This is a genomic window from Hominimerdicola intestinalis (assembly GCF_054655215.1).
Map to the genome: position 1 here is coordinate 19,332 of NZ_BAAHNZ010000002.1, position 21,111 is coordinate 40,442.

Below are 21,111 nucleotides of genomic sequence, written 5' to 3' on the forward strand. Positions count from 1 at the left end.
AGCACATAATTTTCAATTTGGTGGTCATTTTTTTGTACTTTTACAAATTTGTATGTAAAATTTTAAACCTGAAATTTAGTTATTTTACACAAATTAAAATATAAATGCCTCAAGCGTCACAAATCGACATTGCAAAAAACTGCCTGTATGCCCAAAAACGGCATACAGGCGGTATAATTTACCTTTTATCAAAGCTAGGGTTAAACGCATAGAAATTCTTGGAATCAAGCATATCCTGAACCATTCGCAGTCCTTCGCCGAAACGCTGGAAGTGAACGATCTCACGCTCTCTAAGAAACTTTATAGGGTCTCTTACATCGGGATCGTCGGCAAGGCGCAGAATGTTGTCGTAGGTAGTACGAGCTTTTTGCTCCGCTGCAAGATCCTCTGTAAGGTCTGTTATAGCGTCTCCGGTAGATTGGAAGGTGCTGGCTGAAAAAGGCATTCCGGAAGCTGCTATAGGATAAATACCCGTTGTATGATCAACAAAGTAAGTGTCAAATCCGCTTTCCTTTATCTCTTTGATCGAAAGATTCCTGGTAAGCTGATACAGTATAGCGGAAACTATCTCCATGTGAGCTAATTCATTTGCTCCGCAATGATATATATTATAAAATCCCTCCCGAACCTCGAGAGGGCTTTTATATTAAATGTCAGATTTGCTGATCCACCCCGTAACATACTGCCCCACAGGATTCCTGCCACAATTAATCTTTTTGTTGGTAATGCGTATACGATTATTAACTACCGCATTATCGTAAATGTAATAAGTGCCGCTCTTTTTGACACCGCTTTTTGCAGTTGCGGACACATACAAGGTCGTATTTTTTAAGCTGATTTTAGTACCTTTTGTATAAGACTTGGCCGCTGACTTAACGCTGTAAACCGCCTTGCCGTTGCTGTCATAGACAGTATATCCGGCTTTGCAAGCCTTTTTCGCATTTGAAAAGCTTGAAAATGCTCCCAGCTGAGACTTTTCATCTGTCCAACTTTTGCGCACCCTGTATAATTTTTTTGCTTCCGAGCCGGCAGAAAGCCTCTTGTTGACCTGCTCGGCTATGTATGGGAACTTGCTCTCCAGATACGGTCCGGGACAGCCTGTAGCCGCAAACCATTTGTGCATTGTAAGATTGCCGGTCTTGTCACCGGTGTAGTTAAGCTTGCTGATACCGTTGCGCTTGCAGATGTCTGCACAAAGCTCTATAAGCTTGGACAGCGCATTATCGCTGACGTGCCAGTCAGGCGCACCTCCGTCGTTTGCGACCTCGATCGTTACCGCCCTGTGGTCGTTCTCGGCGTTAGAGCTGCACCATGACCGATTACACTCCTCCACATACATTCCGACCCTGCCGTCCGAGCCTATGCCGTAGTTGCTGCTTGCCTGCCTGGATGTCGGAGCAAATACCGCTCCGCACTGCTCAACTGTAAGATTGCCAGCCATGTGATGTATGGTTATCTTGTCGATCCTGTGGTTTCTCGGCTTATTGCAGTTAGGACTTAGTCTTGTGTAATTTACCAGCTTGCTGTTGCTCATAATTATTCTCCCTTTCCTTTGAGTATGTCAATTGCTTTTGTTAGCTGTTTCGGCACAGGTACTCCCATAATTCCCGCATTTTCAATTATCGACAGTGTTTCGTTTGCACAAAAGGCAATGCATACTGCGTCCTTGATATATGCCGTACCCATAAGCCTGTCAAGCCGACAGGCTACAAGCAGTATCAGCAGCACCATACCCTTGCGGCAAAGTCCTTTGAACCCCGCCTTGCTTTCAAGCGCTCCCGTCTTGCTTTTGCTGGATTTCTTAAATACTCCCGCAACGACAAGACCTGTTACGTAATCAATGCACATAAATATGATAAGTGTTGTCATTGCAGACGTCCAACCTCCGAAAAGTGCGGCTATACCGCCCCCTATTGTACCTACTGCCGTCAGCAGGATAGATTTTAACTCAGTCATTTGTTTTCCTCCATTTTACTGTACCGTTTTACTAGTTTTTGTTTCATTTTTTGCCTCCTATTTTTTATCCGCCAATAATATCCAGTTAATATAAAACGTGCCGTGCGGTATATCTGCACCCTTACGGGTTAAGGTCGCATTAAAACTGTTACCATCAAAATTAGTATTTAAAATTATATTAAGAGTTTCAGGCGTTATATTATTAGAAAACTTTTCAGTGCTTAAAGAAGCTATAATTCTTGGATTATTATATGTGCTGCCAATAACTGGTGCAAACTCAGAAGAAGTAGTTAGTGGTATGTATATATAATTATCATCACCAACTTTACCTTCGACAGCGGAAGAATTGTCGTTGTAATTCCATCGAGAACCATCCCAAAATAGTTTTGTTTTACCCGTCAGCACGATTTGGTTTAAAGCCGACAAAACATTAGTAGAAAACATAGTATTTATTTTTTGTTCCAATACGTTGATTCTATTACTAAGTGTAGATCCTAGATTGTTTATATTATTTTGAACGACATTAATATCATCATTGTGTTGAGCTGTCATAGGTAAGGTGTCTACTTTATTACCAGATATATCAATTACATCTAAATATTTTGGATCTGTAGATTGACGAATATAAACGTTAGAACGAGTTAATCCATCGTTATACGAGACTAATGGCTCTGCTACATAAATTGTACCATTTCTCGCCAATCCAAACCCTATAATTAAACTTGCCGCGCCATTAGGTGCTTTCAGTAAAAAGTCTTTTTCTTCCCAGTTGTTATCACCAATCATGGTTATTTGCCTGTTATCAAGTACGATAGTTTCACCGCTGGAATTTTTCCACGCTATGTAGCACATGACCCCGTTACCATCTATTTCAGCTCTGCTAGGAGTTTTAATGGTTATTGTTGCAACATATTCGGTAGCAGGGTCAACAGTTATTGCCGCCGCCCACGCTCCATAAAATACATCACTCGTTTGGTCTGCAACAACAATTTTTAAACTGTTTTTTTTGTTATATTTATTATCTGTATCAGCTGTTCCACACCATGACGGATATATGTTCCAATTAATAGTTGATGGAATAGTATCAGTACCTCCACTTGCTTCTTCAAAATAAGGATTACTGATAAGATTTTCGATTTCAGTGCCAATTTCAACGCCTTTTGTTATAACACCACTGGATTGATTAAAAATAACATTGCCTTGACGGGTCATTGTATTAGAATTTTCTGTTTCAAACTGTATAAGGTCTGACCCTCCAACAAGTTCATGTGTTACTGTACCGTTATTAATGTTATAGCCACCCTCAAATTTACAAGACCCTCGTACATAAATATTTTCGTAGTTTGCTTCATTCCAGCAACTTTTAAAAACCACATCACGACAATTATCTAAATGGATTGCTTTTGTATTGTATTCAAAAACAGAATTCCATATCGTACTTTCAAAGTTGGCGTACGCATAATATCCTGCTGCTAAATTACCAACAAACTGACAAGCAATAATAACATCACCACTGCCGCTCCATTCTCCGACAGATTCTAATTCAAGCGGATAATATTTAATACCACATTCAGCATTATCAATAAAATGGCAACAGGTTATCTGTCTGTTCCAGCCAGCATATAGGTATAATCCATTCTTAAAGCATTTTACGTCTATCTGATTAAGCTGTACTCTTTGCGCTGCGTCATACTGAGTACCGTTGGGCTTAACATAATGTAGTATTATACCGTTAGACTGTGACGTATGCTCCTTATCTTCCCCGCCGCTGATTATAAAGTTTTCCAGTCGGCAGTTGTCGGCTGTGACGATAAAGCAGGCGTTGCTTTCGGGGTAATATTCAGGATCGTATGCGGTCTCGGTGTGATACTCTCCACGATATTTTATTATGCACTCGTCGTGATTGCCGCCTATAACTGTCAGCGGCTTATTGATAATAAGGCGATCGGTTATAAGGTATGTACCCGGATTAATGTACAGCGTTTTGCCTTTTTTTATGGCTGTATCGATTGCTGCCTTAAATCCTGCCGTATCGTCCGTTACCCCGTCACCGACGCACCCACAGCTGATTACCGATACATATTCCCCGGCATTTATAGCCTTTTCTGCGGCTTTTTCGGCGGCTGTGTGCAGCTCCTCGACTTGTGTTTTGATTGATTGTACTGTGTCCTTAGCTTGTATAGCCGCTTGCGCATTTTCGGCGGCTGTCGATCCTGATATCAGCACCTTTTCAAGCGCTTTGACGGACTGCTCATAAGTCGGCACCGGTGCAATCTCGTCCGATATACTGCCCTCTACCCTCAGTACAAATACATTAGATTTTGCAACCAGTCTGTAATTATCACCGTCCGCCGCTGTTGCAAGCCACTGACACTTGACGTGTCCTGATTTACGCAGGAGAGAGCCGGTAACCGGGATTACACCGTCCTCTATCTGTACCTCAAATACAAGCACTCCGCCATAATCAAGCCTGAGCTTATATGTATCCGCTCCCGGTACTTCCGGTTGCTCAACCTCTATGATTCTGGCGTTGGTTTCGCCGATGTAACCTAATAATTCGCAGTCCGGGGAAGCTCTATAGTCTTTGGATATGTTTATTGTCATTTTTAATCCCCCTTGTCAAGCACCAGCCAATCCACATAATAAGTTCCGGCGGGAATAGTGCTTGTCGGCGCACTTGTACCATCGTTTTGTCCCGGACACACCACAGCGTAGAGCATATACGGTGTGGCGGATGTAGGCTTATAGCACTGGAGGGTAAGGCACAGATTTACGGTCGGGTCAGCGTTGGATCGGGTTGACCTCAGCGTTGCTATTACCCTGGTTTTAAGCGTCGGCGTAAAGGGCAGCCCTAGCTTGGCGGAGATGTTTGACTGCTTGCCCGTTGTGGTAATGGTCTCCGTGCCTGAGATAAGTCCCAAGGCTGTGCCTACCGCCTTGTCTATCTGCGCACCGGAATAATTTGATGTGTAACTCATATGATCTCTTCCTTTCGATTTTGAGTATAATAAAAGCACTCCGATTTCTCGAAGTGCTGATATTCTTGTTTGATTAGTCTTGTGTAGTAAGCGCCATGCTTACGTAACGTATGACTGCGCCGAATGCGTTACTCTCTGCTTCTGTAAGTCCGCCTATACGTTCATAACGCATTCTAGTATTTTTCAAAACGCCTAAAGTAGTAATATAATCGTCTGCCATTTTTCTGCATGAGTTTTCTTTATTCTCACCCCGTAGCATTTTAAGCACGGCTTTTTTATCGCTGTCTGAGATGTTTTTCAACATTTCCAGACATTCCCGTTCATATGACTTTGCTTCTATAAAGCACTGCGGCTTTTCAATTTTTATGCCGCACGTCCTGCAAAGCTTTTCAAAGCCTGACCTTGTAATAACGATATACCACCTAATCGTTTTGAGAAATCTCGGATTCTCTTTCTTGAATTCCGCAAGCGATTCATGCTCGAGGAAATAATAATCCTTGTTTCTCTGCCCTTCCTTTAAAATACAGGTGTACACCTCATGCCTAGTCAATCCGCTCATTTGAGCAAAGTCAGCTAAGCTCAGGACTGGCTCTCCTCGATACGTCTTGTCGTAGTATTCGTAATCGTCAACGGTCATTTGTGTGCAGGGCTCGCTCTTTGAATTGAAATAGCAGTTAACGAGTTCGCGCTGTATCGTCCACGACAGATCATCTGTGAATGACTTTGCAAGCATAAGATAGCCGGATTCGGTTACTAGAGTAATATCGTTTTGCTGACGTTTATCCATAGTTCCAATCGCTGTCCGAAATTCGGACGGCGTTATTTTATAATAGTCAACGCCCTCAATAAAGTGTTTCCTGTTGTCGTTAAAACGCTTTCTTGCCGTTCCCTCAGGTCTGCCGTGAACAGTATCAACGTCCCGGAACGTCACTACTCTCTTCCCTTTGTATTCCTTAACTGATACCGGCTTCTGATTTACTGTAACTGTCATTGTATTTCCCATAGATATAACTCCTTTTTGCTTCCGCTTTCTTGCCAGTTCTTCAAGATCATTTATGATACTGTCAATAAGCTGTTTCCTGTACGCCTTTTCTGCTTCTGTCATTTTGACACTTCCTTTAATGTTACTTGACAAAAGAGCCTATCTATAGTATAATATTTATAGATAGAGCAATCTGTCTGCGGTTAAAGCACTCGTTATTCTCGTGGTTGGGAGAGCGGGTGCTTTTCACTTTTTCTGCAAAAGCAGATGTATACCTTGCCGAATTGCTTCGCCTTTGCTGATTTTGTGCTTGTTACAATATTCCTGTAGCAGTTTTTCAGTTTCAGCGTCTAATCTTATGCTATACCTTATGTCCTTTGGCTTTTCGGCTTTTGGTCTGCCCGTTCTTGGTGACAATGCGTTCACCTCACTTTCTTTCTGTCACACCTATATTATAATTTATGCGTGGCAAAAAGTCAATAGACTAAAGAAAAAATCTTGCACAAATTTACATAATTATTTTTGTGAAAAATTATTCTTTCTTGCAAAATGCTTGACAAGAAGTCTCTATCTGTGGTACAATATATTTGATAGAGAAATCTGTCTGCAATAACACATTCCGTGCATTTCTACGTGAGCGGTTTGTGTTATTTTTTTATATCGCTTTCCAACTTAATAATCCCTTTGCGAATGGCTTCGGCTTTGTCAATTTTCTCCTGTTCGCAATAAGCCTTTAATATTCTCGAGCTTTCATTGTCTAGCCTTACAGTAACCCTTTCAACTTTAGGATTATTAGTCGGTCTACCAGTTCTTGGCGACATTTTTTCACCTCTTTTCTTTTGTCTGCCATAATTATAGTATATACTTTTGTCAGCCAAAAGTCAAGAGATTACGAAAAAAATCTTGCACAAAATATAGTCAAATGATTTGTGCAAGATGTATATCCTCAATTATTCATTTTAATCCTCTCCCTCTGTGCAGAGGGAGACCTCAGCCGCAGAACTGTTGACAATTACAAATTACTATTTCAATCCTCTCCCTCTATGCAGAGGGAGACTGAGCAGATCACCGACGATCCTTTTGTTCTTATTATTTCAATCCTCTCCCTCTATGCAGAGGGAGACGAAGACATACTACAACAGACTTTGCTATCGATGTATATCCTCACCTATTCATCATCTACATACTCGTCCATTTCTTGTACTTCATTCTCAATTGACAAGCTCTGATAATATTGCTCGGCAAGCATAGTTCTATTAAATTCAGCAGAAGGCTGATATTTGTAAACAATATCCTCTATTTCGTCTAAAGAAATATCGAAAAACTCTTTTCGCAGGTTAACTTTATTTACACGCCTGCCGTTCAGTTCCTTATGAAGAGCGTTCTCCAATCCGACTGCGTCATCAGAAAATATAAAACTATGCACGTCAAAGGAAAACGGAACAGACGCGTCGCCTAATTCCTTGACCCTGTCCATCGGATCTAGCCTTCTCGTCATACCGACTTTAAATACATGATCTCCGAATGAACCGAGATTTGATATTATATAGACATATCCTGCTTTTCCGTTCTGTAGTTTTATTATATCTTCCTTTTTTTCGCTGACTGCTTTCAGCTGTTCCTGTAGCTCTGCTATGCGCTTTTCATAATCATTTCGCTGTTCCTGAGCTACGTTTTTCATTTTTTCTGTTACGAGCTCAATTTCAGCTATATATTTCGATTCTTCCTTTTCAACCTGTCTGCGCTGAACTTCCAACGCTTTGCGTTCCTCGGATTCCTGACGCATTTGTTCCCGAAGTGCTTTCTGCTCTTCTTTTATGCGCTCTTTTTGCATATGATATTCATATTCTATCTTTATAGATTCAATAAACAGATATTCAATTTCCCCTATAAACTTTTTCATTGTAGGAGCAATGCTTTGATTACCGTCGACCGCTATAGTCAAATAGCGTGATGTAATACCCTTGACTGCATTTAACGAATCTTCAAGCTTTCCGAATTTCAGAGAATACAGTACGTTCTGAAGTTCGGCTTCCAAAGCAATAACCATTAGCTTATAAATGGCTATGTTAGCTTTAGTCGCATATCTGCCCTCATAACGTTTAAACGCTTCCTGAATGTTTCGCTGTTCCTGATTATATCTTGATTTCAGCTGTTTGACATTCATACAGTTAAGTTTGATTTCAACAATTGGCTCCAACATTTCGTCAGCCTCAGCCAGCAATGCTTCGTCAAGATAAGAATCAGACCCTGATTCATACGCTTTTATAGCATACTGAAAGCTTTTATATATTTCTTTAAGCTTTACGACCTTATTAGCGTTTAATTCCAGAGCTTTTAAGGTTTTCTCATATTCAGCGTTTTTATCGTGAAGCATAAGCCCTTTAAGCTCGATGTCACTGTTGAGCTTGTCCAGTTCATCTTTTGACTTTTTCAGCTTATATTCCAGTTCCTTTTCCGCTTCTTCTCTCGCCAGTTGTCGAAACTGATACAAAATATTATCCCGAGAATTACATATCTCGTCATATTCGTTTTGGCACTGTTCTTTTCTTTCGGTCAGAGAATCGATTTCAGATTTTATTTTCTGTTTCTCGTCTTTAATTTCTTTATCAATGCCCAGATTTCTGACATAGAGAATAATTCCGACAGCACCCGGAATTAATAAGAACCAAAAAGCAAAACATAAGCAAATAACTATAACAGGGCATTTTTTCTTGGTCATAAAATTACTTCCTCTTCAATTTTTTCTACATTATATCACATTAAGGAAGAAATTTCAATACTTTATATAATAAAACTGTTGCTTTTTTATTTTTCACAGAATCTGCGATCCTTAATTATACTTGAAAATCCCCCTCAAGTATAATATCCTCATCTGTAATAGTTGCAGCGAGTTCTCCGTCTTTTTTGTAACTATTATTTCTTTTATATCCTTGTTTACTATTTTCATTTTTTGTCTTATTTCTTGACAAATTACCCCATGAGATGTATAATTAACTAAAGTAATTAATAGGGGGACATTCAATGGAAATCGTACTTTATGTTTTGATCCCAATTTTAATAGTTGTACTCGGCATATATTACCTTTTATATAAAAGAAAGCAGCGTAGGTCGCCGCAGGAGAATAATGCTTCTGCTGTCAAATCTCACAGTTTGACCCCGGGTGGCTGTCTGGGCGCATTTCTATTTGTTATAATAGTCATCGCCCTTTTTGTCTGGATCATACCCGGTTTCAGCGGCGGATATAACAAAGCAAAGGAAAAGCATGAAGTACAATCCAATGCCGCTCAGTATACCGAATCGGAATACAAGAAGCTGTGCCAGTCGGTTACATACGAAGAAATAGCCAGGGACGGGAACGCTAAATCGGGAGAATACTTTAAATTTTCGGGAGAGGTGCTTCAGGAGATAGAGGACGGAGTTTACAGACTAGCCGTTAATGACAGCACTGATTATATTATCTTTGCATTTGATAGTAGCGGCACCCGTATCCTTGAGGGCGATGCCGTTACAATCTGGGGAGAGAGCGTAGGATTTGTAAAGGGAGAAACCATATTCGGAGAAAATGTAAAAGCACCGAAAATAGAAGCTGTTTATGTAACAATAAATAATGTTAACTCTAAAGCTCAAATCGAAGGAGATTGATAGCTATGAAAAAACTACTTACCTTATTACTTACATTAAGCCTTGCCTGTACCGCTCTAACCGCCTGCAAGGACAGCAATGAGAGCAGTAAAACAGATGAATTAGAAAAACGTGTAGCCGAGCTTGAAAGCCAGATAAGTGAGCAGTCAACGACTACCACGACTACCACTACAGCAAGCACAACCACGACAACTACAACCGTAAAGAGTACCACCACCTCCTCCACAACAACTACTTCCGCTACAACTACGACGGCGCAGACATTTGATACAACGTGGTATGAATACTCATCCGATGAAACAGTAGAAGCTAATTATGATGTAATATTGTACAAAGCACCCGACAAAAACTCAGAAGCTCTATATGAATTTCCCGCTGGAACACAATTTGTAGTTAAAGGGCGAGCTAACAGTGACTGGCTTGCCGTTGTCATGAATGATGAGATCGTTTTTTTACAAGCTGCTCCTGTTTCGCTCGTTATTGAAACACAAACATATACACTTCCGCAGTCTATAGACTAATTGATATTATTTGTGGTTCTCCATATACTTGTAAACAGTATTCATAAAACCACGTAAACTGTAAGGGTAACCGTTTAAATCTATATAAATATCCGCTATGTCATATAAAAACACACCACCGGCTTGTATATCTATTTTACCACCTGTATTAGAATTAGTTATAGAAATGCCTAATGGGCTGTTCTTTGCTGTCCACTCATTGCAGGATAATGTAATAGCACTATTAGATTCAGACGAAGTTGTGATGTTGATATTACCGCCCGTAATCTCTGCCGATGAGGACTTAAGGCTGTTTGCCGTTACGTTACCTGCACTGTCAACCCGAAACTTACCGGCGCCGCAGTTGATGTTACCGTTGGTAATATTGGCGGAGGTCATAATTACGTTACCATCACTGTCAACCCTAAACTTACCATTATCTATAGCGCAGCCTATAAGCTTGAGCAGATTATTTCCAAATGTCATAGCCCCTCCGCCGAAACTAAACGTTCCGTCCTCAAGGTTGATCTTTGAGCCTGTTTTCTTTTCAACGTCGTAATTAAGACTTTGGATAACAATAGCAGAGAGTATACCCGTAAGTATCTGAGTGGCGTTGATACGGCCCTGTATATCTATAGCAGTGTTGAGCGGACCGTATATGCCGTTTGTACCGCCGGCAATTCCGTGATTGTTGATTAATAAAAACTCTTTGGCTTTTTCAATGTCCATATTGTCAGTATAATATGTCGCAATAGGCTGATTGTCCGAGTTATACTTTGTGACTACATATCCGCCCTCGTTGCCGACAATGTAATCTATAGCCTCCTGGAAGGAGGCTTTTAATTTTTCTTCCGTCGCATTTTTGGCTGCAGCTACTATCTTTTTTACGTGCTTTGTGATCGGACCGTCAACATTTGCTTTGTTGTCTGCGTCCGAAGTACCTGTTGCGGCAATCTGTGCGCTCAGACCTCCGTCATAGCTGTAGGACATTGACATGATCGGCACACGGTAGCTTGTACCGTCAGCCTTAACGACCGTTACGACATCAAGCATATCAAGCCGAGGATCTCCGAGCCTGTGATATATGCTTAGAGGGCGGTAAGGCTTCATAAAATATTTTAACGCTATATCTCCCATGATCTCCTGCGTCATATAAGGGTTGGCAAACGTCATAGCACGTCCGGGAATAGCCGTAATCGTCAGATTTTTATCCTCACTTACTTGACAAACGATCTGGGTGATCGTTATATCCTTATCATCGGTTTCTGGTTCATCAGCTCTTCCTGCTGATATAGTGTAGTCAATATCAGTCCACCCCTTATGTATAAGGTGACCCTCACGGTCTATCATGGCGCATTTGCCGCTGTCCAGAGCGGCGCAGTAGCCTAGCATTTCTCGATAGGTACATTCTTCGAGTGGGGCGTTAATTACAGCCGGGGCGGAATCCCTGACATATATCTCCTCACCGTCTGCTGTCAATATCGGCTCTCCGTCCTTGTCCGTCAGCTGACTTGTATTATATCTTGGCGGCAGTATGCCAAGCTTGTTGCATATCTCCAGCTCCACATGATCGGTAGTTGTGGGATAGATTAATGTTGACTTGTATGCGCCGTCAGACTTGTATAACCCGTCGTAAGCTTCCAGCCTCCACCTTACCCCCAACTGTTTGCACGATACTACCTTGTACCTACCGAATGGTATCAGCTCTTTTACAATTTCGCTGTATAGGTTAACGGCGTATAAGTAGAGTACAAAAGTCTTCCCTGATAAATCAGAGGTAAGACCTGTTATTTCAGCTGTAATTCCATGTGAGATCGTATCTCCGGCTTTTATGTCCTTTTTGGCTGTCTGAGCGTCAATAGACAGCTTAGCTATCTCATTTTCAAGTTTCGTTCCGTCCGTAAACTCCATTATTACCCTAAACGTCCGGCTGTCCGACATTATGTATTCGGATACTTCCTTTGATTGCAGATTGTACATTTCGACCTCCTTCAGACCTCGACAATGTCTACGGTCATATTTGCAACATCTCCCGATTTGTTGTATATGCGTATTGACGATGACGGCAGCGTCGAGTAGCAGCGGAGGACTTTACGCTGACCTGTATCATCAGTAAAGGTAACGTTAAAAAACGGCTTACCTAACTGTGTGAATGCTCCTCTTATCAAAGACACCTCAGAATATGTAAGGCTTTCCCACGTTATAGACAGCGTGCCTTTAACGGCTCGGACATCCCCGACAAAATCGCAGTTTCCGGCTCTGCCTGCGTTTTCACTCCAAATTGCTTCGGGAGCGTATGAAACTCCCTCCTGTGCGGGAGGCGGCAGCGTTACTCCGTCAACTACTATATTGTTATCCATTTGATCGCCTCCTAAATACTGATCGGACATTCGCCCGAGCTGCCGGTCGTATTGTTTATATTATCGATAACAGCCTTTGCAGCTACCTTACCATCAAGCATAACATATACTATTGCCGGCTGTTTCGCGCTGCTGTTTCCATATTTCCTGATCGCATTTTCCACGGCTTCGTTGAGCTTGCTCTCCGGTGCAACAAATTCCGCCTCCCTCTTATTATCGCCGAGTACCGCCAAAAACTCGCCGTAATTGGCGGGGACATAGGCTCCGCTGGCGAATTTTGGAAGCTGAAAATCGGAGTTAAAGTCGTAGCTGTTATAAAAATCTTCTGCATCCGCACGATAAGAATTAGCTACGTCATCGTCTATTGTGCCTGCAAAGCTGCCTCCTCCCCCGCCATGTGTAACACCGGAAGCAGATTCATATGTCGTACTCCCGCCGTCGCCGCCCGCATTAAGAAAGTATGTCATAAGTCCCAAAGAGGTAAGTCCAGCGGCTATAGCGGCTGCGGCAATGCCGACTGACCAGGAGGTGTGGAATATAGCTATTGCTATTGCGGCAGCCATAGCTGCTGCAGCAAGGCTTCCCAGTATCGTGATTGCCTGCTGTGCAGGAGCAAGCTTATCCCAGTTCTTTGAGATTTCTACAATTCCGGCAACAAGCACCCCTACAGCTAATGCGGCAAGCGCTATTTTTCCGCCCGCTAAAAAGCTGATCGTACCAAATGCTTCAAACGCTTTTTTTATGCCTACGATCAAAGCAACGATCTTTTTAACGGTGTAATAGAATACAATGCCGGCAAAAAAGCCTAAAATAACAGACGTTATAGTATCCATCGCTGCCTGATTTTCCTTCGCCCAGTCGGAAAAGCTCTTTAATTTATCGGTCAGGTCTTTTATAACGCTGACGATTATACCTCCTGTCCACTTAGCAAATGGCTGTAAAACGCTATCCCACAGCCAAGTGAGTGTAGGCTGAGCCCCTACGATAACAGCGTCTAGAGCAGATATAACTCCCGCGAGAAGATCAAGAAAATTCGGAACAACATCTTCGATCACAAAGCTTGCCAAAGGCAGCAGAACATTATCAAAAAACCACTCCAGTCCCTCTCCTATGGTGTCCGCAAATGGCTCTACCGCTTTAAGTAGATTGTCAAGAGCAGTAAGCAAAGGTTCAAAGTCAAGGGTTTTTGCCCACTCCGAAATTTTGCCGGTTATATTATCTACGTGGCTCAGAATCGTATCAAAGATATCCGCAGCGTGCTGTATAATATCCGTACCAAGATTATCGGTCGTCCATGCGGTTTTCAGCCTGTCCGCTATATTACCTATCGTTTCGTTGATATTCTTCAGAATATCAAGTATATGTCCGACTATCTTTTCACCCGTGCCGTTAGTCCAGACAGTCTTAAACGAGCCCCCTATCTCTTTTACTAATCCGAGTATATTTTTCAATGATTTCTTTGCAGAATCGGTAACTGCTTTCCCGTTTTTGTCCCAAGCTTTCTGGAGAGGCTTAAACAATTCTGAAAACGTCTTTTTTAGGCGTTTCAGGAACTTGGTCAGATTGTTTTCTGCCTCCTTGGTGTCTATATCGACCTTGGTCGATATTGTACCCTGATTACCGTAGATCCCAGTATTAACCCCCGAAGCTCCGGAACCGCTGCTGTTTGCAGTGCTTGTTTTGCTGTCGCCGAGTTTGTTAATCCTGTCAAAGCTTGCAAGACTACCCTCGTTGGCCTTTTGAGCCTGTTCTGCCGCCTCAGCCATTGATTCATAATTATCTGCCGCATCAGCTGAATTATCGGCAAGAGCTGACGAATCGGTAACTAGACCCGCTGTACTGTCTCCCCCGGTCTGTAATTCAATACCAAATGCCGCAGCTATCGCCTGAGCAGCCTCCTGCGCAAAAGATATAAGGTTTGACAGAGCCGTGTTAAGCGACTTGATCGCCGGCAGCAGTGCGGTCATCAGTACAGTACCTACAGTTGATCCAAACTCTTTCCATTGCTCAGAAAGTATTCTGGTCTGGTTCGCCCAACCGTCAGAGGTTTTGGCAAAATCGCCCTGAGCCAGAGCAGTCTGTGACATTACATAGTTATATCTAAGCTGTACCTTTTCCGCCTGCGACATTGCCGATAACGACTTGTTTATTCCCTGAGCAAGCGCATAAGCCTCCAGGTTTGCTTCGGTCATTACAATACCAAATTGCTTAAGCGTTTCCGTTTCGCCCGTAAAGACTGACTTAAGCGCGGCAGAAGCTACATCCTGCTCAACGTTATAAAAGGACGCCATGTCCGCAGACAGCCCCGTTAAAGCCACAGCCATGTCGCTTGCGTTGTCCATGGATATATTCATACCTCTGGCCATAGCCATAAAGGTAGAACCCGTCTGTTTCGCCGCAAGTCTGGATATACCGAATTGTTTTATCGATACATCGGCAAACTTCTCCATCTTATCTGCCATACTGCCAAATGCCGTATCCACAACATTCTGCACCTCTGCAAGATCAGAAGCGGTTTCTACTGCCTGTTTGCCGAATTCAACAAGCTTAGAAACACTAAAAGCAGCCGCTGCGGCAACTGCAACTTTGCCTAACATTGATTTTAAACTGCCTAACCCGCCATTGATTTCTTTCGTCCCTTTATTAAAGCCTTTTGTGCTTATCTTCGTGTCAAAATTTAAGTATCCGTCAGTCCTTAGTCATCACCGCCCTGTAAGTGTATTCAAAAAGTCCTCGTCGGCTTTTTCAGCTTTGAGTTCGTATATAGATTTCTGCTCCTTTATGTCTATAAGGTCCTTGTTGTTTTTGTAAAACTCCTGCTCCCCCTTGTCAAGCTTCTTTCCGCTCGCCCTTTTACACCTGATGTGCATAACCGTCGAATACAGACCGTCACCGATCTCGTTAAAGTAACCTATAAAAGTCCACCAATGAAGGTACTCAGCGCCTCTGACCTCATAACCGGCCGTTTTATTTATCGCCGGAAATATAATGGCTTCGTCGTGCTTCCAATCAAATGTTTTCCTGCCCGGGAGCGGCTTTGACTTCGGCATATTTCCCCCGTCCATAAACCAAGACGCCATTTCGAGAGCTTCTTTAAGATGATTTTCGGGTATGTCTTCTACATAAAGGCTTTTCAGTATTATATATACTTTGTCACGGTCAGCAAACTCAGGGTCGTTCAACGCTTCAAATATGTTAAGAACCACACGGAAATCAGAACGGATACTGTATTGTCTGCCGCCTACCTCCAGACTTGTCGGCAGCGCCCCGATCATTTGCCCTGCTCCGTATACTCTTTCAGTATAGCGTCCTTCTGTTCTTTTGTTATTTCTGTGATGTCTGTAAGCCTGGAATTCTGTGGATCGGCGGGGGCATTTTTAGCTGCGGCAATGTACTCTTCAGCCCTGCTCTTGATGTGTACGGCATGAGCCTGAGCAGCGGCTTTCATGTCCGCCTCGACCACAGGTATAAGCTGCTCGAGAAAGGCTTCTGCGAGCATCTTTCCGTCGCTCAGCGGTGACAGGCAATTGACAGTTCCGAATGCGTTTGTGCATACGTCTGACCCGAATGCATAGTTTATCTTATCGCGGAGCTGTTTATCAAGCTCTGACAGATCATCAGCTGCTATCTGCCTATCTTCCTCCTTAAATTTATCGGCTAGGTTTTCAAAAAAATTCTGGACTTCGTCAACACGAGCGGGAATATTAAGGTCTGATATGTTAACCCTGATAGTTTTGCTATCGTCTCCGTTGATGGCGTATTCTTTGTATCCGGTATTAAAATTAATAGACTGCATATAAACCTCCTAATATAAAATATTAAGGGCAGTGCTAAAACTGCCCTCTTAACTAGTAATCTTCGCTGCTCGGAAGGGAACTGCCGGCTGTAAAGGTAGGCGCATGATCCGCCCCAAATTTTGCCGTTCCTTCTTGCCTGTTGCCGTTAAAGTATACGTTATAGGGTATATTTACACCGCCCTGGGGTCCACCGTAAGACTGAGGCTTAACAACGCAGTCCTCTACCCATGCGTCGTAATCGCCTGTCTTTTTGTCTATCAGTACCTCCAGTACCTTTGTTTTGCAGGCGTCTCCGGTGAGACGGTTTAGTGCGATATCCTTTAGCTTTGGATAGATGATGTCGTCTGGATTGGCGTAAAAGGTATCAACATCAAGCTCCGGCGTATAGCCTACGTCATCGGTAACAGGCTCGTCAAGTATGTTTTTCTTCTGTGATACATCGGGGTTAAGGTTTACGCTGGTATCCTCAATATCCTTCCCCAAAAGATACCATGCGGGAGTATCTCCCCCAAATGAGCTGTCAATATAATGCAGCATATGGCTTCTGTTAAGCTTTCCGCTTTCGTATTTATATTTCGGCATGTGATCTACCTCCTATATGTCTATTTTATACTGCGCCTGTATCTGTAACTGATACTGCACAGCGTCGTTTGTATTTCCGTTTGGTATGGCATATACCATACCGTTTGCACAGGTTAGTTTTGTCAGCGTTCCTGTGTACATTGTATCGCCCATTTCAGCTGTTATTTCCTGCTGGTCTGCAAACTGCTCAAGCCACATCTGCAGCTCCAGCAGTACGCCGCTGTTTGCAAGCCTGTCATAATCATTCATGCTCTGATACACGGCATACAGTATAAAGCTGTGCTGTCTTTTTTGATTCCCGAGGATGTCTTCGCTCAGCAGGGTATCGCCTGTTGATGATAGGCCGTAGCTTGTCGGCTCGTCATCTGTAAAATCAATATGGATTTCGTTGCAAACGTCAGATATTTTCGGAAACTGTATAAGACAGTCCTGTACAAGTTCTATTATGTTTATTTAGGCTCACCTCCCATAATCGCTGCCGCTCCTCGAAGTATAACTTCTTTTTTATCGGCTTTCATACGTTCAAACCACATTTTTCCCGCCAGCGGAGCTTTTGCTGTGCTGTATTTAAGGTCTGTGTTAGTAAGCACCTTGCTTTCACCGTGCCTTGCATAAGATGATCCGGTTACAATACTGACCATAAGCTTTCCGTAATATTGATAACGTGCGTATGGAGATACATATTTGATCTTTCCGCTGCCGATTTTTGTGCCCGTTGTGACTGATTTTCGAAGAGCCGTGTTAAGCGTCGGTGTATACTGGGCCATAAGTCTGATACATTCGTTGTCAATAAATTTCTGGGCTTTAATTAGCCTTGACGTTTTTGCTACGCCAAAATTTTTATTCCACTTTAGAATATCTGTATCCTTTGGCTGTATAATTTTCATTTTGCGCTTACCTCGATATGCGGATTCCCGCCATACATATAGTTATCAATGCTCATCACAGTGATATAGTTGTGCGCCCCTCTGAAAGCTTTCATACTTGCCGAAATACTTTGTGCTGATGAGTTATCAAACTCAAAATCACAAGCTCCTTTCACAAGCATATCCTTTGATACCGATTGAGGGACGACCTCATCGGTATAGATATATACTGTTGTGCTGTCAGCTGTCTGCAACCCACTTTTTAGCACGTTTCCCGCCTTGTTTTCACGCCAATAGACATTCTCCATTTTGTGACGGATGAAGCCGCCGGTAGCCTTGTCATAAGCGTACAAAGTGCAATCTGTATTTGTCAGCATTATCTCACGCCCCTATACAATAGTCCTGTACCCGAAAGCCACTTATATATAATGTCGTGAGTATTTTTGTCAATTGCCGCATTACGAACCTCTGTACTTTCATAGGATCTGCTCCAGCCTCCTACACTCTCAGATGATACCATTCCCTGCTGATCTCTAAGCTGTTCGTTTTTACATATGAATTCCGCAAGCTCGCAGCAGCACATTTTTACGCAATCGGGGACATCATCTTCATTAATATTTCCCCCTGCATATTTTTGTATCAGCAACGACGCTGCTCGGGCGTAATAGATGTATCCGGCTAAATTCAAAACTTCTTTCCTGCCGCACAAATAATCGTCGATATAAAACGAGTAATCCGCATATACACGCATTACATCGCCTCCTTATCCTCTGGTAATAATTCTGGCGATAGGTATAGCCTTATGGGGGTAGTATTCCTTGCTGCTTTCGCCAGAATTTGCAAGCGACCATTTAGATCCCGTTTCAAGCTGGGAATCTGTGGGGGATATAATAGACCCGTCTGTCCAGGAGATCCCGCACGGTGCAAAGACCTTCCGCTGTCTGCTGTAAAGGGTGTCCTGTCCTCCGTTGACCTTAGGGTCTCTGGCGGTTTCGTACGGCACCTTTGCTCCGCAGTTCGTGTATTCGATCGCTCCCTCGCCTAAAACATAGGTAGTGTATTTGGTGTAAGCTTCGGCATCACTTCCGGCGGCTACGTCCTCAGTCGGCATACCATCATCAATAAGCACAGTTCTGCCATTAAGGGTTGCGACCGTCAGGCTGCGCTGTATTCCGTCCTTATCCGTATACTTCATGTACTCCAGCAGCTGTAAATTCTCGAGATTTGTAGCCACGGCGGAATGCATAATAGCAAGCGAAAACTTAGCTTTATTATCCCCCAATGCTTTTTGTAAAGCTGTATTAAGAGTTGTGGGTGCAAACATTCCTGCGCTTCCTGCGTTATCCGAGATGTCGTACGTATGGCTATTCACGAATTTTAGATTTTCGGCTCCCGTCATTGAAAAAATGCCTTTAAGCGTACTAAGTATAGTCTGCTGATCAATATCATCCCAGTATTCACCGACCTGCGATGCCGCCTGAGCGAGAAAATCAACCCCTCCTGTTATATCATAGCTAAAGTCATTTTCCACCCAGGCTTTACTGCGCCCGATCACTATACGACCCTGAGTATAGGTTTTGCTGCTAGTAGCGGTAATGTCTGTCTTACCGTCATAATTAAGGGCGCTACCCCCTATGCGTCCGAAGATCGGAGTTACAATGTAGTTACCTCCGACCTGGTCTTTAAACATACCTGCGATATCCTGCTTTGATCTCACTGCTTTTGATCGTATAAGTTCGTTTCTGTTAAGATTGGGGGTCTTATCTACATAAGCCCCGAACACCTCAGTATTAAAGTTTTTAGAATCAAAAATTCCCGGCATATTAGTTTACCTCCTGTTAATTTAGATCAATGTGTTTATGTCCGCATCCGGATTTGCGTTTTTATACGCCATTGCTTCGGAAAGGGTCATTTTTTTGTTTGGGTTAGGGGGACTTGTAGGAGCTACAGGATTTGCAAATGGCTCAGCTGACACAAATAGATAATCATTTTCTTTCTTGGCCGTTTCTATGGCCAACCTTATGTCATCAGACCTGTTTTTACTTGCTTTGAGGGTATCCACGTCAAGCAGAGCCTTTAAAGCCTTTGCATTTCTCGCCCCGCTGGATGCTATCGCACTGTCCAATACAGCAGTGAACTCCATGTCTGAGATTTTTTCCCGATACTCAGCTTCTTTAGATGTAAGATCGCTAGTAAGCTGATCAATCTTTCCTTTAAGCTCGTCAACGTTGACCCCCTCGAAGCCTTTAAGCGTGTTACGGGCGGTTTCAAGGCTGTCCTTATAATTGTCGCGTTCTACTTCAAGTCTGTTTTTTACACGGTCAAATTCCGCAACGGTTTTATAATTTTCAGCAAACGCTTTTGTCAGCTCCGGCTTTTTTTCCTCAGGGATTTCGATACCCTGTGACGATAAAATTTCAAAAATGTTTTTCATATTTTTCCTTTCTGCGTTTTATTGACCTGCGCCGCCCGCAGTTGAAAGTAAGAGACCGAGCCGGTCTCAGAGCAAGCAGTTTAACGCCGTACTCAGGGCATAACATACGCTTTGTGCTGTCTATTTCTTAGTGTCAAGGCTGCTGACAATCACTCCTTCCTACTCTCATATTTTGGGTATAATAAAAGCGCTCTGATTTCTCAAAGCGCTTAGTTCCGTATTTTTTTATTTCACAACAAATGCCTGATGTCCCTCGTCATCATATTCCATATTCGTTTGTGCTGTTTCTAAGGTAGAGGAATTAAATCTTTAACTCCTTTTGCTGTTTTGTACATTCTCTGCATAATCGTGTTTTCGCTGAGATATTCTAGCCCCTTGAGCGTTATCCTTATTCCATTATCCTCAACACATATTTCATCATATACATTCTCATATATTCTCACACCCTTAATATACCCAACGTCACACATCATTTCAATGTATTTTGCCCAACGCTCTTTACTAACTTCTAAAGTCGTGTGATCTATCTGTGACAAATCGAACTCTGTGCAATCCATTGCCTTTTCTAAGGCTCTTAATATCTTATATATACATGTAAAATTATCATTCATGTTAATCTCCTTAAAAATAGATTTCGTATCTTCTCTATTCAACGGTTATATTTTAGGCATAATATAAGCGCCACGCCGAAGCTGAGCGCTTATATTCGTATTGAATTTTTAAAGCAGATCCAAAAGCTCCAGAAAATAAAACTTTGAATTCCTACTTTCGCAAGCTTAGTCAAAATATTGGTTCAGGTCTACTTCAGAATCAATTTCAACTCCAATAAGTTTATCATTAATAACTTTCAATGTTTTGCCATCAGGAAAAATATAAACCTGACATTGAGAGCCGTCCACGTCTTCAGCGAAAATGTCCTTTTCAAGCTGAGGAATATGCTTTTCCAAAGCGTTACACTGCTTTGAAAATATTTCCTTATCAAAAATATTGCAGATTTCATAATTATACATG

The 21,111-nt window shown here is 42.5% G+C and carries 23 protein-coding genes and 1 pseudogene; 2 read left to right on the forward strand and 22 right to left on the reverse strand.

The genetic code is table 11. The features are described from left to right. Positions 1–178: 178 nt before the first annotated feature. The 8 genes and pseudogenes from ACYQ0H_RS02425 to ACYQ0H_RS02460 all read right to left on the reverse strand — a co-directional run. Positions 179–595, reverse strand: a pseudogene (locus tag ACYQ0H_RS02425) (manganese catalase family protein); the annotation flags it as partial. A gap of 51 nt (positions 596–646) precedes the next feature. Then, a complete protein-coding gene (locus ACYQ0H_RS02430; RefSeq protein ID WP_459811252.1) occupies positions 647–1,534 on the reverse strand; it encodes a peptidoglycan recognition protein family protein in 888 nt (295 codons plus the stop codon). 2 nt (positions 1,535–1,536) lie between these two features. After that, positions 1,537–1,956, reverse strand: a complete 420-nt coding sequence (locus ACYQ0H_RS02435) for a phage holin family protein (protein WP_459811253.1) — start codon at positions 1,954–1,956, stop codon at positions 1,537–1,539. A gap of 57 nt (positions 1,957–2,013) precedes the next feature. Beyond that, a complete protein-coding gene (locus ACYQ0H_RS02440; protein ID WP_459811254.1) occupies positions 2,014–4,560 on the reverse strand; it encodes a glycosyl hydrolase family 28-related protein in 2,547 nt (848 codons plus the stop codon). Between the two features lie 2 nt (positions 4,561–4,562). Then, a complete protein-coding gene (locus ACYQ0H_RS02445) occupies positions 4,563–4,934 on the reverse strand; it encodes a hypothetical protein (RefSeq protein WP_459811255.1) in 372 nt (123 codons plus the stop codon). 73 nt (positions 4,935–5,007) lie between these two features. Beyond that, positions 5,008–6,039: an ORF6N domain-containing protein gene (locus ACYQ0H_RS02450; RefSeq protein WP_459811256.1), complete on the reverse strand. Its 1,032-nt coding sequence runs from the start codon at positions 6,037–6,039 to the stop codon at positions 5,008–5,010. 524 nt (positions 6,040–6,563) lie between these two features. Beyond that, complete coding sequence (locus ACYQ0H_RS02455) at positions 6,564–6,737, reverse strand: ribbon-helix-helix domain-containing protein (RefSeq protein WP_459811257.1); 174 nt, start codon at positions 6,735–6,737, stop codon at positions 6,564–6,566. Between the two features lie 347 nt (positions 6,738–7,084). Next, positions 7,085–8,638, reverse strand: coding sequence for a GIY-YIG nuclease family protein (locus ACYQ0H_RS02460; protein ID WP_459811258.1), 1,554 nt, complete (start codon positions 8,636–8,638; stop codon positions 7,085–7,087). A 302-nt stretch (positions 8,639–8,940) separates the two neighbouring features. Between ACYQ0H_RS02460 and ACYQ0H_RS02465 the strand changes: the two genes are divergently transcribed. Together ACYQ0H_RS02465 and ACYQ0H_RS02470 are read left to right on the forward strand one after the other, a co-directional pair. Beyond that, positions 8,941–9,561, forward strand: coding sequence for a hypothetical protein (locus ACYQ0H_RS02465; RefSeq protein WP_459811259.1), 621 nt, complete (start codon positions 8,941–8,943; stop codon positions 9,559–9,561). Positions 9,562–9,566: 5 nt separating this feature from the next. After that, complete coding sequence (locus ACYQ0H_RS02470) at positions 9,567–10,082, forward strand: hypothetical protein (RefSeq protein WP_459811260.1); 516 nt, start codon at positions 9,567–9,569, stop codon at positions 10,080–10,082. 6 nt (positions 10,083–10,088) lie between these two features. Here the strand turns inward: ACYQ0H_RS02470 and ACYQ0H_RS02475 are convergent, their stop codons facing one another. From ACYQ0H_RS02475 to ACYQ0H_RS02540, 14 genes are all read right to left on the reverse strand, one after another. Further along, positions 10,089–12,041 (reverse strand): hypothetical protein, encoded by a 1,953-nt coding sequence (locus tag ACYQ0H_RS02475; protein WP_459811261.1) that lies wholly within the window; start codon positions 12,039–12,041, stop codon positions 10,089–10,091. Between the two features lie 11 nt (positions 12,042–12,052). Further along, a complete protein-coding gene (locus tag ACYQ0H_RS02480) occupies positions 12,053–12,421 on the reverse strand; it encodes a hypothetical protein (protein WP_459811262.1) in 369 nt (122 codons plus the stop codon). 11 nt (positions 12,422–12,432) lie between these two features. Beyond that, positions 12,433–15,018: a hypothetical protein gene (locus ACYQ0H_RS02485; protein ID WP_459811263.1), complete on the reverse strand. Its 2,586-nt coding sequence runs from the start codon at positions 15,016–15,018 to the stop codon at positions 12,433–12,435. A 105-nt stretch (positions 15,019–15,123) separates the two neighbouring features. Continuing rightward, on the reverse strand, positions 15,124–15,696 hold the full coding sequence (locus tag ACYQ0H_RS02490; RefSeq protein WP_459811264.1) for a Gp15 family bacteriophage protein: 573 nt from the start codon (positions 15,694–15,696) through the stop codon (positions 15,124–15,126). Next, complete coding sequence (locus ACYQ0H_RS02495; RefSeq protein WP_459811265.1) at positions 15,693–16,217, reverse strand: hypothetical protein; 525 nt, start codon at positions 16,215–16,217, stop codon at positions 15,693–15,695. Before ACYQ0H_RS02495 ends, ACYQ0H_RS02490 begins: the two co-directional genes overlap by 4 nt. 52 nt (positions 16,218–16,269) lie before the next feature. Next, positions 16,270–16,800, reverse strand: coding sequence for a hypothetical protein (locus ACYQ0H_RS02500; RefSeq protein ID WP_459811266.1), 531 nt, complete (start codon positions 16,798–16,800; stop codon positions 16,270–16,272). Between the two features lie 12 nt (positions 16,801–16,812). Continuing rightward, complete coding sequence (locus ACYQ0H_RS02505) at positions 16,813–17,049, reverse strand: hypothetical protein (RefSeq protein WP_459811267.1); 237 nt, start codon at positions 17,047–17,049, stop codon at positions 16,813–16,815. Between the two features lie 200 nt (positions 17,050–17,249). After that, entirely contained in the window at positions 17,250–17,687 is a 438-nt protein-coding gene (locus ACYQ0H_RS02510; protein WP_459811268.1) for a minor capsid protein, read from the reverse strand. Further along, positions 17,684–18,043, reverse strand: coding sequence for a DUF6751 family protein (locus tag ACYQ0H_RS02515; RefSeq protein WP_459811269.1), 360 nt, complete (start codon positions 18,041–18,043; stop codon positions 17,684–17,686). The genes ACYQ0H_RS02510 and ACYQ0H_RS02515 overlap by 4 nt, the downstream gene beginning before the upstream one ends. Continuing rightward, the gene (locus ACYQ0H_RS02520) at positions 18,043–18,417 is read right to left on the reverse strand and encodes a head-tail connector protein (RefSeq protein ID WP_459811270.1); all 375 of its coding nucleotides are present in this window, start codon (positions 18,415–18,417) and stop codon (positions 18,043–18,045) included. The genes ACYQ0H_RS02515 and ACYQ0H_RS02520 overlap by 1 nt, the downstream gene beginning before the upstream one ends. 12 nt (positions 18,418–18,429) lie before the next feature. Further along, positions 18,430–19,488: a phage coat protein gene (locus ACYQ0H_RS02525; RefSeq protein ID WP_459811271.1), complete on the reverse strand. Its 1,059-nt coding sequence runs from the start codon at positions 19,486–19,488 to the stop codon at positions 18,430–18,432. Positions 19,489–19,509: 21 nt separating this feature from the next. Further along, entirely contained in the window at positions 19,510–20,100 is a 591-nt protein-coding gene (locus tag ACYQ0H_RS02530; protein WP_459811272.1) for a phage scaffolding protein, read from the reverse strand. Positions 20,101–20,387: 287 nt separating this feature from the next. Beyond that, complete coding sequence (locus ACYQ0H_RS02535; RefSeq protein ID WP_459811273.1) at positions 20,388–20,711, reverse strand: YjcQ family protein; 324 nt, start codon at positions 20,709–20,711, stop codon at positions 20,388–20,390. Between the two features lie 165 nt (positions 20,712–20,876). Further along, complete coding sequence (locus ACYQ0H_RS02540; protein ID WP_459811274.1) at positions 20,877–21,110, reverse strand: hypothetical protein; 234 nt, start codon at positions 21,108–21,110, stop codon at positions 20,877–20,879. Position 21,111 lies beyond the last annotated feature (1 nt).

What these genes read in the sequence shown, in the direction of transcription:
- ACYQ0H_RS02430 (WP_459811252.1), bottom strand. Translation starts at nt 1,534, where the DNA reads ATGAGCAACAGCAAGCTGGTAAATTACACAAGACTAAGTCCTAACTGC.
- ACYQ0H_RS02435 (WP_459811253.1), bottom strand. Translation starts at nt 1,956, where the DNA reads ATGACTGAGTTAAAATCTATCCTGCTGACGGCAGTAGGTACAATAGGG.
- ACYQ0H_RS02440 (WP_459811254.1), bottom strand. Translation starts at nt 4,560, where the DNA reads ATGACAATAAACATATCCAAAGACTATAGAGCTTCCCCGGACTGCGAA.
- ACYQ0H_RS02445 (WP_459811255.1), bottom strand. Translation starts at nt 4,934, where the DNA reads ATGAGTTACACATCAAATTATTCCGGTGCGCAGATAGACAAGGCGGTA.
- ACYQ0H_RS02450 (WP_459811256.1), bottom strand. Translation starts at nt 6,039, where the DNA reads ATGACAGAAGCAGAAAAGGCGTACAGGAAACAGCTTATTGACAGTATC.
- ACYQ0H_RS02455 (WP_459811257.1), bottom strand. Translation starts at nt 6,737, where the DNA reads ATGTCGCCAAGAACTGGTAGACCGACTAATAATCCTAAAGTTGAAAGG.
- ACYQ0H_RS02460 (WP_459811258.1), bottom strand. Translation starts at nt 8,638, where the DNA reads ATGACCAAGAAAAAATGCCCTGTTATAGTTATTTGCTTATGTTTTGCT.
- ACYQ0H_RS02465 (WP_459811259.1), top strand. Translation starts at nt 8,941, where the DNA reads ATGGAAATCGTACTTTATGTTTTGATCCCAATTTTAATAGTTGTACTC.
- ACYQ0H_RS02470 (WP_459811260.1), top strand. Translation starts at nt 9,567, where the DNA reads ATGAAAAAACTACTTACCTTATTACTTACATTAAGCCTTGCCTGTACC.
- ACYQ0H_RS02475 (WP_459811261.1), bottom strand. Translation starts at nt 12,041, where the DNA reads ATGTACAATCTGCAATCAAAGGAAGTATCCGAATACATAATGTCGGAC.
- ACYQ0H_RS02480 (WP_459811262.1), bottom strand. Translation starts at nt 12,421, where the DNA reads ATGGATAACAATATAGTAGTTGACGGAGTAACGCTGCCGCCTCCCGCA.
- ACYQ0H_RS02485 (WP_459811263.1), bottom strand. Translation starts at nt 15,018, where the DNA reads ATGTTAGGCAAAGTTGCAGTTGCCGCAGCGGCTGCTTTTAGTGTTTCT.
- ACYQ0H_RS02490 (WP_459811264.1), bottom strand. Translation starts at nt 15,696, where the DNA reads ATGATCGGGGCGCTGCCGACAAGTCTGGAGGTAGGCGGCAGACAATAC.
- ACYQ0H_RS02495 (WP_459811265.1), bottom strand. Translation starts at nt 16,217, where the DNA reads ATGCAGTCTATTAATTTTAATACCGGATACAAAGAATACGCCATCAAC.
- ACYQ0H_RS02500 (WP_459811266.1), bottom strand. Translation starts at nt 16,800, where the DNA reads ATGCCGAAATATAAATACGAAAGCGGAAAGCTTAACAGAAGCCATATG.
- ACYQ0H_RS02505 (WP_459811267.1), bottom strand. Translation starts at nt 17,049, where the DNA reads ATGAATGATTATGACAGGCTTGCAAACAGCGGCGTACTGCTGGAGCTG.
- ACYQ0H_RS02510 (WP_459811268.1), bottom strand. Translation starts at nt 17,687, where the DNA reads ATGAAAATTATACAGCCAAAGGATACAGATATTCTAAAGTGGAATAAA.
- ACYQ0H_RS02515 (WP_459811269.1), bottom strand. Translation starts at nt 18,043, where the DNA reads ATGCTGACAAATACAGATTGCACTTTGTACGCTTATGACAAGGCTACC.
- ACYQ0H_RS02520 (WP_459811270.1), bottom strand. Translation starts at nt 18,417, where the DNA reads ATGCGTGTATATGCGGATTACTCGTTTTATATCGACGATTATTTGTGC.
- ACYQ0H_RS02525 (WP_459811271.1), bottom strand. Translation starts at nt 19,488, where the DNA reads ATGCCGGGAATTTTTGATTCTAAAAACTTTAATACTGAGGTGTTCGGG.
- ACYQ0H_RS02530 (WP_459811272.1), bottom strand. Translation starts at nt 20,100, where the DNA reads ATGAAAAACATTTTTGAAATTTTATCGTCACAGGGTATCGAAATCCCT.
- ACYQ0H_RS02535 (WP_459811273.1), bottom strand. Translation starts at nt 20,711, where the DNA reads ATGAATGATAATTTTACATGTATATATAAGATATTAAGAGCCTTAGAA.
- ACYQ0H_RS02540 (WP_459811274.1), bottom strand. Translation starts at nt 21,110, where the DNA reads ATGTATAATTATGAAATCTGCAATATTTTTGATAAGGAAATATTTTCA.